Source organism: Brachybacterium sp. J144, assembly GCF_036321705.1.
Classification (GTDB): Bacteria; Actinomycetota; Actinomycetes; order Actinomycetales; family Dermabacteraceae; genus Brachybacterium.
Map to the genome: position 1 here is coordinate 1 of NZ_JAZDCG010000001.1, position 11,096 is coordinate 11,096.

Genomic DNA, 11,096 nt, shown 5'->3' on the forward strand with positions numbered 1-11,096 from the left:
CCCCCCCGCGCCGGTATCATCGCCGAGGACCCCGCGCGGAAGGATCGACATGACCCAGACGATCACGTCACCGATACCCGTTCTCCCCCGGAAGCAGGACGGACGCCGCGTCCTCCTCAAGCTCTCCGGCGAGGCCTTCGGCGGAGGCGCCGTCGGCGTCGACCCCGATGTCGTCTCCCGCATCGCGGGCGAGATCGCCGAGGGGGTGGCCCAGGGGATCGAATGCGCGATCGTCGTCGGCGGCGGCAACTTCTTCCGCGGCGCCGAACTCTCCCAGCGCGGCATGGACCGCCGCCGCGCCGACTACATGGGCATGCTCGGCACCGTCATGAACTGTCTCGCCCTGCAGGACTTCCTCGAGCAGCGCGGCGTCACCACCCGCGTGCAGACCGCCATCGAGATGGGCCAGGTCGCCGAGCCGTACATCCCGCTGCGGGCCGTCCGCCACCTCGAGAAGGGCCGCGTGGTCATCTTCGGCGCCGGCGCTGGCATGCCCTACTTCTCCACCGACACCGTCGCCGTGCAGCGTGCGCTGGAGATCGGCTGCGAGGAGGTGCTGATGGCGAAGAACGGCGTCGACGGCGTCTACGACTCCGATCCCCGCAAGAACCCCGAGGCGAAGAAGCTCGAGCACGTCACCTACAACGAGGCGCTGCAGCAGGGCCTCAAGGTCGTGGACTCGACCGCCTTCAGCCTCTGCATGGACAACGCCCAGCAGATGATGGTCTTCGGCCTGGATGCCCCGGGCAACATCACCCGCGCCATGCGCGGCGACCGCATCGGCACCGTCGTCACCGCCGACTGACCCGGTCCTCCGTCCCGCGGCCCACCCGTGCGGGACAATGGACGCACGCACCATCCAGAAGAACACCGAGGAGCATCCCGTGAGCGACACCGCCACCATCCTGAAGGACGCCGAGGGCAAGATGTCCAAGGCCGTCGAGGCCACCAAGGAGGAGTTCAGCGCGATCCGCACCGGTCGGGCGAACGCCGCGATGTTCCAGGGCATCATGGTCGAGTACTACGGGGCGGCGACCCCGCTGAACCAGCTCGCCTCGCTGCAGTTCCCCGAGGCGCGCACCATCATCGTCACCCCCTACGACAAGTCCGCGATGGCGGCGGTCGAGACCGCCCTGCGCGAGTCGGACCTGGGCGTGAACCCCACGAACAACGGTGACACGCTGCGCGTCGTCCTCCCCGCGCTCACCGAGGAGCGCCGTAAGGAGTACGTCAAGCTCGCCAAGAACAAGGCCGAGGACGGCCGCGTCTCCGTGCGCGGCTCCCGCGGCAACGCCAAGAAGGCGATCGAGAAGCTGGTCAAGGACAAGGAGATCGGCGAGGACGAGGGCACCCGGGCCGAGAAGGAGCTCGAGGCGCTCACCAAGAAGTACATCGAGCAGGTCGACGAGGCGCTCGGCGCCAAGGAGACCGAGCTCGAGACCATCTGAGCCCTCTCCCGTGAGCATCGACCCGGCACCCCCGCCGCGCCCGGCCGCCCCGACCTCGGCCAGGATGGCGGAGGGGGTGTGGGTAGTGGAGGGAGGGGCGAGATGGAGATTGAAAATCGCTCCGCCCCCCCTTCCGCGCCCACCCGCCCCGTCTGTGGTCGAGGCGGCCGGCGGCGTGGTCGACGCGAGCCCGTCGGCCGACGGGCCGGCGGAGACCGGGCCGGTGACCACGGAGCCGGTGCACGCGAAGCGCCGCGGACCGGGCCGCAACCTCCCGGCCGCGATCGCCGTGGGACTGGCTCTGGCGGGCGTGCTGCTCGGTGCCCTGTTCCTGTTCCCGCCGGCCTTCCCGGTCCTGGTGGGCGTGATCATGGTGCTCGCGGTGCTCGAGCTGACCCGCGCCCTGGGGCACGGGGGTCTGCGGGTGCCGGCCGTGCCGCTGCTGGTGGGCGTGGTCGGGATGACCGTCTCCACGGTCGTCTTCGACCAGGAGGGCCTGCTGGTCTCGACCGCCGTCGCGGTCTGCGTGCTGATCCTCTGGCGGGTCACCGAGTCGATGGGCCTCAGCGCTCTGCGGGACGTGGCCGGGGGAGTCTTCTGCCTCGTCTGGATCGCCTTCCTGGGCAGTTTCACACTGCTGTTGCACGGCCGGGAGGACGGGGCGCTGCTGGTGCTGCTCGCCGTCCTCGGCCCGGTCGGCAACGACGTGGGCGGCTACATCACCGGCGTCCTCTTCGGCTCCCACCCGATGGCCCCGTCGATCAGCCCCAAGAAGAGCTGGGAGGGCTTCGCCGGCTCCCTGCTGCTGGGGACGACCGGGGTCGCGGCCCTCGGCCACCTCGTGCTCGACCTGCCGCTGTGGGTCGCGATCGCCCTCGGAGTCGTGCTCGTCGTCGTCTCCACCGCCGGTGATCTCGCCGAGTCGCTGCTCAAGCGCGACCTCGGCATCAAGGACATGGGGCATCTGCTGCCCGGCCACGGCGGTGTGCTGGACCGGGTGGACTCCATCCTGCTGGCCGCTCCCACCACCTACATCCTGCTGGAGGTCCTGCTGCCATGAGCACCCGCCCCACGCCCGATCCGACCGGCGACCTGCCCGACCTCTCGCGGGAGGCGGTGCCCGGCCAGAAGGTCGCGCTCGCCCCGGGCCAGCTGCAGCTGCGCCCCACCCGCCGCGGCAAGGCCCCCGCCCACCTCGCGGACCTCACACTCGCCGAGCGCATCGCCGCCGTCGAGGAGATGGGGCTGCCCGGATTCCGCGCCAAGCAGCTCTCGACCCACTACTTCGAGCACTTCACCACGGATCCGGAGGACCTCACCGACCTCCCCAAGGACCGTCGGCAGGAGCTCGTGGACCGCTTCTTCCCCGAGCTGCTCACGGTCGTCTCGCGCCAGTCCGCCGATCACGGCGCGACCCAGAAGTTCCTCTGGAAGCTCTACGACGGCTCGATGGTCGAGTCCGTGCTGATGCGCTACAGCGACCGCGTCACGCTGTGCATCTCCTCCGAGGCCGGCTGCGGCATGAACTGCCCCTTCTGCGCGACGGGCCAGATGGGGCTGACCCGCAACCTCTCCACCGCCGAGATCCTCGAGCAGGTGCGGATCGCGAACCGCATGCTCTCCCGCGGGGAGCTGCCCGGAGGCCCGGGCCGGGTCTCGAACATCGTGTTCATGGGGATGGGGGAGCCGCTGGCTAACTACCGCCCCGTCGCGACGACCTGCAAGCGGCTGAACGCCCCGGCGCCCGAGGGCTTCGGGATGGGCGCCCGCCACATCACCGTCTCCACCGTGGGCCTGGCCCCGGCCGTGCGCAAGCTGATCAAGGAGGAGATCCCGGTGACCCTCGCCGTCTCCCTCCACGCCCCCGACGATGCGCTGCGCGACGAGCTGGTCCCCATCAACACCCGCTTCGACGTGGACGAGATCCTCGACGCGGCCTGGGAGTACTTCGAGGCCACGGGTCGACGGGTGAGCATCGAGTACGCCCTGATCCGCGACATCAACGACCAGGCGCATCGCGCCCAGCTGCTCGCGGACCGGCTGATCTCCAAGGGCGGCGCCCACTGGGTGCACGTGAACCCGATCCCGCTGAACCCGGTGAAGGGCTCGAAGTGGACCGCCTCGGACCCGCGGGACGAGAAGCGCTTCGTCGAGATCCTGCGGGACAACGGGATCTCCGCGACCATCCGCGACACGCGCGGCAGCGACATCGACGGCGCCTGCGGGCAGCTCGCCGCGGAGGTCATCGAGTCCGACGCCCACCGTGCCGACCGCGAGGCGCGCGTGGCTCGGGTCGAGGCGGTCGCCGCGGCCGCCGCCCCGTCCGCGGACGACTGAGCTGCTGAGCCGCCGAACCGCCGAGCCGCGACGTCCGGGAGCCCCCGGCGCCCCCCACCCGAGGAGATGATCGCCCTGGACGTCCGCTTCGAGACCACCCGCTTCGGCGAGGGGTACGACCAGCAGGAGGTCGACGAATTCCTCGACCTCTGCGAGCGCGCCCTCGCGACCCGCGACGGCTCCGTCACCGCCCGCTCGGTCGTCCACCACCGGTTCACGACCACGCGCTTCCGCGAGGCCTACGACATGAACCAGGTGGACGTGTTCCTCGACGAGGAGCTCACGCCGCGCTTCGCCGCGCTCGAGCGGGGCGAGGAGCCGGAGCCGCTGCCGGGAGGCGACCCCGGCCGCGGCCCCGCCGGCGTCCGCGCGGACCGGCCCGTCGCGCCGCGCACGACTCCGCCCGCGCAGGATCGCGATCCGGCGACCGGGCGGCTGCTCGGCGGGGACGCGTCCGGGAGGCGGCCCGGCCTCCTCCACCGCCTCCTGGGCCGCGATCGCTGAGCCGCCCCGCGTCCCCGCGCCTCCCAGAACCATCCGGCACCCGCCGCTACAGTGGGTCACCGACAGCACCGAGGAAGGATCCACTGGTGAGCAATTCGTTCGAGCGCGTCTCGCGTCTCAGCGTCGGCTATGACATGCGCGAGGTCGACGAGTTCCTGGCGCGCGCCCGCACCGCCTACGAGGGGCGCGACGCCTCCTTCGGCGGGGCCGACATCACCTCGGCGAGCTTCGGCACCGAGCGCGGCGGCTACGACATGCGCGTGGTCGACGAGGCCCTCGACCGCCTGTCCGACGCCTTCGCGCTGCAGGCCCGCGACGATGCGATCGCCGAGCAGGGCGAGGAGGCGTGGGTGGCCCAGCTGACCCGTCGCGCCGAGGTGCTGCGCGAGCGGCTCGAGCGTCCCGCGGGGGATCGTTTCTCCCCGGCCGCCCAGGGGGAGCCCGCCTACGACAAGGCCGACGTCGACGCCCTCTGCGATCAGCTCGTCGCTTACTTCACCGACGGCCTGCCGATGAGCGTGGACGATGTCCGCCGCGCGGCCTTCCGCCGTCGCCGCGGCCCCGAGGGGTACCGTGAGGCCGTGGTCGACGTCTACCTCGACCACGTCGCGGACGTGATGGCCTCCGTCCCGTGACCGACGCGGGGGGCCGCCGCCTCGTCCTGCTGGGATCCACGGGGTCCATCGGCACCCAGACCCTCGAGGTCCTCACCCGCTACCCGGGTCTCGCCCGGGTGCACGGCCTCGCCGCGGGCGGTTCCCGCCCCGCGCTCGTCGCCGAGCAGGTCCTCGCCCATCGCCCCGAGCAGCTCGTGATCTCGAACCCCGAGCGCGCCGAGGACGTCGAACGGGCCGTGACCGCGGCCTGCGCCGCGGAGAGGATCGCGGCGCCGGCGTTCTCCGACGGCGCCGCCGAGGTCGAGCGCCTCGCCGGCTCCCTGGGCCCCGGTGACGCGGTGCTGAACGCGATCACCGGATCCGTCGGTCTCAAGCCCACCCTCGCGGCCCTCGCCTCCGGGGCCCGTCTCGCGCTCGCGAACAAGGAGTCCCTCGTCGTCGGCGGGGCGCTCGTCACCGGTGCCGCAGCCCCCGGACAGATCCTCCCGGTCGACTCCGAGCACACCGCGATCGCCCAGGCCCTCGCCGGGGTGCGACCGGACCAGGTCGACCACCTCGTGGTCACCGCCTCCGGCGGCCCCTTCCGCGGCCGCACCCGCGCCGAGCTCGCCGACGTCACCCCCGAGCAGGCCCTTGCGCACCCCACCTGGGCGATGGGCCCCGTGATCACCACGAACTCGGCGACCCTGGTCAACAAGGCGCTCGAGGTGATCGAGGCCTGCTTCCTCTTCGACCTGCCGGAGGACCGGGTGCGCGTGGTGGTCCACCCGCAGTCGATCGTCCACTCCATGGCGACCCTCGTGGACGGCTCGACCATCGCCCAGGCCAGCCCCCCGGACATGCGCCACGCGATCGGCTGGGCCCTCGCCCATCCCGAGAAGCTCCCCGGCCTCGCCCGCCCCCTCGACTTCACCACGGCGCAGTCGTGGACCTTCGAGCCCGTCGACGAGGACACCTTCGGCGCGATCCAGCTCGCCCGCGCGGCGCACCGCGCCGGGGAGGGTGCGATGGCCGTGCTCAACGCCGCGAACGAGGAGGCGGTCGACGCCTTCCTCGCGGGCCGCCTGTCCTTCCTCGGCATCACCGAGCTGCTGGCCGCGGTCCTCGAGGACCCCCGTCGGCCGCGGGCGACCCTCGCCGGCGGCGTGCCCGCCCTGCTCGAGGCCGAGGCGTGGGCCCGCACCGCAGCCCACGCGATCATCCGGTCCCGGGAGGGCTGACCATGCTGCTGTTCGCCCTCGGGGTGCTGATCATCGCGCTCGGTCTCGCGCTGTCCATCGCGCTGCACGAGGTGGGCCACCTGGTGCCCGCGAAACTGTTCGGCGTGCGGGTGACCCAGTACATGATCGGCTTCGGGCCGACGATCCTCTCCCGCACCCGGGGCGAGACCGAGTACGGCCTCAAGGCCTTCCCGCTCGGCGGTTACATCCGCATGATCGGCATGTTCCCGCCGCACCGCGGCGATCCCGAGGGGACGGTCCGGGAGGACTCCACCGGCCTCGTCCAGCAGCTGTCCAGCATGTCCCGGGAGGCGAAGGAGTACGAGTCCTCCCTGTACGGACCCGAGGACGCCCACCGCACCTTCGTCGCGCTGTCCGTGCCGAAGAAGCTCGTGGTCATGCTCGGCGGGCCCACCATGAACCTGCTCATCTCGCTCGTGCTGATGCTGGTGCTGGTCAGCGGGATCGGTCTGCCGGCCGTCACCCCGACGGTGCAGACCGTCTCCGAGTGCGTGGTCCCCGCCGACGCCCCGGCCGATGTCTCCTGCGAGGGGCGACCCGAGGCGCCGGCCCTGGCCGCCGGGATCCAGCCCGGGGACACGCTGCAGGTGATCGACGGGCACCAGATCGACACCTGGGCCGACGTCACCGAGGCCATCCGCGGGTCGGGGGACCGCACTGTCGACGTCGTTGTCGAGCGCGACGGGCAGCCCCTCACCCTGCAGGCCACCCCCATCGTCGACGCCCGCCCGGTGCTCGACGCGGAGGGGTCGGTGGTGTACGCCGCGGACGGCACGCTGCTCACCGAGGAGGTCGGCTTCCTCGGCGTCTCCGGGACGCCCGACCTCGTGCCGCAGTCGCCCACCGAGGTGCCGGCCATGGCCTGGAGCGCCTTCACCCAGACCGGCCGGCTGATCCTCACCCTGCCCGTGCGGCTGTACGAGGTGGCCCAGGCCGCCTTCGGCAGCGCCGAGCGCGACCCCGAGGGCCCCCTCGGTGTGGTCGGGGTCTCGCGCCTCGCGGGCGAGGTCGCCGCGGCCGACGAGCCCGGCTTCGAGCTGAAGGAGAAGACCGCGACCCTGGTCTCGATGCTCGCCTCGCTCAACATGGCGCTGTTCGTGTTCAACCTCGTCCCGCTGCTGCCGCTCGACGGCGGGCACGTGCTCGGCGCGCTGATCGAGGGGGTCCGACGGCTGATCGCCCGGCTGCGCGGCCGCCCCGATCCCGGCCCCGTGGACATGTCCCGGATGCTGCCGCTGACCAACGCGGTCGCGATCGTGTTCCTGCTCATGACCGTCCTGCTGCTGTACGCGGACATCGTCAAACCCATCACCCTGTTCTGACGCCCGCCCCGCTGCCGCGCCCGGCCGGCGCGCCCTGCTTCCGAGCGCGTCCCGCCGGTGCCCGTAATCGGGAGGTGCCGTGGAGGTGTCGCACCTCGCCCCCATGTCCGCGGGCGCGGGGCGATAATGGGTTGGTGACTTCCGTGAGCCTCGGCATCCCCTCCGTCAAGACCCCGCCCCCGGTCCTCGCCCCCCGGCGGAAGACCCGCAAGGTGAAGCTGGGCGACCTGTACGTGGGCGGCGACGCACCGATCACGGTGCAGTCGATGACCACCACGCCCACCCACGACATCAACGCGACCCTGCAGCAGATTGCGGAGCTGACCGCCGCCGGCTGCGACATCGTGCGCGTCGCCTGCCCCCGCCAGGAGGACGCCGACGCCCTCGTCGCGATCGCCGCGAAGTCCCCGATCCCGGTCATCGCCGACATCCACTTCCAGCCCAAGTACGTCTTCGCCGCGATCGAGGCGGGCTGCGCGGGGGTGCGCGTGAACCCCGGCAACATCCGTCGCTTCGACGACCAGATCAAGGACATCGCGAAGGCCGCGAAGGACCACGGCACCGCCCTGCGCATCGGGGTGAACGCGGGCAGCATCGACCCGCGCATGATGAAGGGCGACCGGGTGACCCCCGAGGCCCTCGTCGCCTCGGCGAAGTGGGAGGCGTCCCTCTTCGAGGAGCACGACTTCCACGACTTCGGCATCTCGGTGAAGCACAACGACCCGATCATCATGGTCGAGGCCTACCGTCAGCTCTCCGCGGAGGGCGACTGGCCGCTGCACCTCGGGGTCACCGAGGCGGGCCCGGCCTTCCAGGGCACGATCAAGTCCTCCGTCGCCTTCGGCATCCTGCTCGGCGAGGGCATCGGCGACACCATCCGTGTGTCCCTCTCCGCCCCGCCCGTGGAGGAGGTCAAGGTCGGCAACCAGATCCTGCAGTCCCTGAACCTCAAGCCGCGCAAGCTCGACATCGTCTCGTGCCCGTCTTGCGGTCGCGCCCAGGTGGACGTCTACACCCTCGCGGAGAAGGTCACCGAGGGGCTCAAGCACCTCGAGGTGCCGCTGCGCGTGGCCGTGATGGGGTGCGTCGTCAACGGCCCGGGCGAGGCGCGCGAGGCCGATCTCGGCGTCGCCTCCGGCAACGGGAAGGGCCAGATCTTCGTCAAGGGCGAGGTCATCAAGACCGTCCCCGAGGCCGAGATCGTCCAGACCCTGCTCGCCGAGGCCAACCGCATCGCCGCCGAGATGGGCGAGGACAGCGAGTCCGGTGCCCCGTCCGTCTCCGTGAGCTGAGAGACCGGATGTTCCGGCGCGGGGCACGCGTCCGTCCGCTCCGCCCCGGCGGCGCCGAGGCGGCGCTCGCCCTCGCCCTCCGCGACCCCGCGGTGAATGCGCTCGGCGGCGCGCGCCTGCGGGAGCTCAGCCGCAGCGCGTCGGTCGCCCACGAGTTCTCGGTGATCGGTGAGGACGCCGCCCCGAGCGCCCTGCTGTGGCATGGCGTGAACCTCTCCCCGCTCGGCGGGGACGCCGCGGCGCTCGCCGAGCTCGGCCGCCACATGGTGGGTCGTGCCCGGCGGGCGAGCAGCGTGGTGGGGGAGCGCCGGGCGGTCGAGGCCCTGTGGCACGAGCTCGCCCCGGCTTGGGGCGACGAGGTGCGCCAGCACCGCTGGAGCCAGCCGCTGCTGCTCGCGGCCGACGCGGGGGAGCTCCCGGCGCTGCCGGGTGCGGGGCTGCTGCGCCCGGCCCTGCCGGGGGAGGAGGGTGCGGTGTTCCCCGCCGCGGTCGCGATGTTCCGCGAGGAGGTGGGCATCGATCCGCTCTCCGGCGACGGCGGGCGCTCCTATCGGGCGCGGGTCACCGAGCTGATCCGACAGGGCCGCACCTACGTGGTCATGCAGGACGGGCTGGTGCTCTTCAAGGCCGACGTCGGCGCGCTCTTCGGACCCGTCGCGCAGATCCACGGCGTGTGGGTGCGACCCGAGCACCGCGGCCGCGGACTCGCGCGCGCCGCGATGACCGATCTCGTGCGCCAGGTCCGCCGGGACCACGCCTCCCAGGTCTCGCTCTACGTCAACGACTTCAACGAGCCGGCGCGGCGGGCCTATGCCGCCGCGGGCTTCCGGCAGATCGGCGAGCTGACCACGCTGCTGTTCTGAGGTGCCGGCTCAGGCGGCGTCGGATCCCGTCCCTGCCTGGGCGTCGCAGGCCAGCAGCACGTTCGCGGCGGTCCATGCGAGCGGGGCGAGGGCGGCGGGCCGGCCGTCGAAGAGCACCTTCTCCGGGAGCGAGCCGGCCTCGGTGCGATGCGCGGCGAGCCAGTCCAGGATCTCGCCGGCGGCCTCGTGCTCCCCGCGCCGGGCGAGCGCGAGGGCCAGCAGGCTGGTCGAGGGGGTCCAGCTGATCCCGTCCTGCTTCCAGGACGCCCCCGGGGCGATGCCGCCGGCCGGTCGGGCGAGCGCGCCGCGCAGGCCCAGCAGGTCCGTGCTCTGCAGCAGGTCGTGGTGCCCGGTCGCGTCGAGGAAGGCGGCCCCGGAGTCCGCGCCGCCGCCGCGCCGGTAGCGGCGCACCCCGCGCACCGCCACGTCCTCGCGCGTCAGCGCCGCGAAGGCCTCGGCGCCGTGGACGACCCGGTCCTCTTGGGTGAGTGTCGCCGCGGCGCGCAGCCCGGCGAGGGTCGCGGCCAGGATGCCCGCGGTCACCCGGCGCTCGCGCACCTCCCAGTAGTCGGGGCTCACGGGCGGGGGCCGCCGCCCGTCCGCGGTCTCCTCGAGCAGCAGGGCGGCGGAGGTGGTCACCAGCCGCGCGAGCCGGTCCAGCACTTCGCCGCGTCGCTCTCCGGCCACCTCGACCACCTCGGATACCGCCCACAGCACCAGACCGGTGCCGTCGAACTGGGGCGGTCGGTCATCGGGCGCCCGATCGGTGCCGGGCACGTAGCGCGCCTCGTACCATCCGGTGGCCGGCTGGATCCGCTGCAGGTGCTCGAGGGCGTCGAGGGCCCGGTCGAGATGGCCGACACGGGCCAGGGCGACGGCGGAGAAGGCGGTGTCCCGCGGCCAGATGTACCGCCACTTGGACGTCCAGCCCGCCACGGGAGCGACCAGCCCGTCCGAGAGGATCCACAGGTCCCACAGCGCGGAGTCGGCGAGCTCAGGGGCCGAGATCTTCGGGGCCGATCGGGACGGCGCGGAGAGGTCCGTCGACCCCGTTGGATCGGAGGCGCCCGTGATCCGGTCGCGCCAGGCGGCGGCCCCGGCCAGGAACTCCTCCGCGCGCCGCGCCGGAGCGGAGCCGGCGGGGACGTCCGCGAGCAGCCGGGTCCCCGGGTGGAGCGCCGCGGCACCGGCCTGCCCGCCCACCGGGACCCTCGTGCCGTCGGCGGCGAGCGCGACCGTCGCCGAGGACAGCGGCACCACGGTGCGGGGATCGTGGGGGAGGCCGAGCGCGCTCCCGAGCGCGTACCCGCCGCCCCCGAGCGCGGCGAGGGCGGCGAGGGCGCCCGTCCCGTGCAGCACACGTCGGCGGGAGGTGTCCCCTCCCGCTCCCGGATCCCGGTCGGCGCCCTGCATCGCCTCAGCGTACGTGGGGCCCGAGCATCCGGAGCGGCCAGTACGATGGGGGCCGCGCC

The 11,096-nt window shown here is 72.9% G+C and carries 11 protein-coding genes; 10 read left to right on the top strand and 1 reads right to left on the bottom strand.

The annotated features are described in order from the left end of the window. The first annotated feature begins 49 nt into the window (after positions 1-49). The 10 genes from pyrH (at position 50) to V1260_RS00050 (ending at position 9,624) form a co-directional block, all read left to right on the top strand. Positions 50-805 carry a UMP kinase gene (gene pyrH / locus V1260_RS00005; RefSeq protein ID WP_329744736.1) on the top strand — a complete coding sequence of 252 codons (756 nt, stop codon included), beginning with the start codon at positions 50-52 and terminating at the stop codon, positions 803-805. Between the two features lie 121 nt (positions 806-926). After that, positions 927-1,448 (top strand): ribosome recycling factor, encoded by a 522-nt coding sequence (gene frr / locus V1260_RS00010; protein ID WP_329745080.1) that lies wholly within the window; start codon positions 927-929, stop codon positions 1,446-1,448. A 175-nt stretch (positions 1,449-1,623) separates the two neighbouring features. Then, positions 1,624-2,508, top strand: coding sequence for a phosphatidate cytidylyltransferase (locus V1260_RS00015; protein ID WP_329744737.1), 885 nt, complete (start codon positions 1,624-1,626; stop codon positions 2,506-2,508). Further along, positions 2,505-3,785: a 23S rRNA (adenine(2503)-C(2))-methyltransferase RlmN gene (gene rlmN, locus V1260_RS00020; RefSeq protein ID WP_329744738.1), complete on the top strand. Its 1,281-nt coding sequence runs from the start codon at positions 2,505-2,507 to the stop codon at positions 3,783-3,785. The genes V1260_RS00015 and rlmN overlap by 4 nt, the downstream gene beginning before the upstream one ends. Positions 3,786-3,851: 66 nt before the next feature. Continuing rightward, positions 3,852-4,289, top strand: coding sequence for a DivIVA domain-containing protein (locus V1260_RS00025; RefSeq protein WP_329744739.1), 438 nt, complete (start codon positions 3,852-3,854; stop codon positions 4,287-4,289). 86 nt (positions 4,290-4,375) lie between these two features. Then, positions 4,376-4,924, top strand: a complete 549-nt coding sequence (locus tag V1260_RS00030; protein ID WP_329744740.1) for a DivIVA domain-containing protein — start codon at positions 4,376-4,378, stop codon at positions 4,922-4,924. Next, a complete protein-coding gene (gene dxr, locus V1260_RS00035; RefSeq protein ID WP_329744741.1) occupies positions 4,921-6,126 on the top strand; it encodes a 1-deoxy-D-xylulose-5-phosphate reductoisomerase in 1,206 nt (401 codons plus the stop codon). Before V1260_RS00030 ends, dxr begins: the two co-directional genes overlap by 4 nt. 2 nt (positions 6,127-6,128) lie before the next feature. Further along, entirely contained in the window at positions 6,129-7,469 is a 1,341-nt protein-coding gene (locus tag V1260_RS00040; protein ID WP_329744742.1) for a M50 family metallopeptidase, read from the top strand. Between the two features lie 134 nt (positions 7,470-7,603). Then, positions 7,604-8,761, top strand: coding sequence for a flavodoxin-dependent (E)-4-hydroxy-3-methylbut-2-enyl-diphosphate synthase (gene ispG / locus V1260_RS00045; RefSeq protein ID WP_329744743.1), 1,158 nt, complete (start codon positions 7,604-7,606; stop codon positions 8,759-8,761). 8 nt (positions 8,762-8,769) lie between these two features. Next, positions 8,770-9,624 carry a GNAT family N-acetyltransferase gene (locus V1260_RS00050; protein ID WP_329744744.1) on the top strand — a complete coding sequence of 285 codons (855 nt, stop codon included), beginning with the start codon at positions 8,770-8,772 and terminating at the stop codon, positions 9,622-9,624. Positions 9,625-9,633: 9 nt separating this feature from the next. Here the strand turns inward: V1260_RS00050 and V1260_RS00055 are convergent, their stop codons facing one another. Next, on the bottom strand, positions 9,634-11,037 hold the full coding sequence (locus tag V1260_RS00055; protein ID WP_329744745.1) for a hypothetical protein: 1,404 nt from the start codon (positions 11,035-11,037) through the stop codon (positions 9,634-9,636). Positions 11,038-11,096 lie beyond the last annotated feature (59 nt).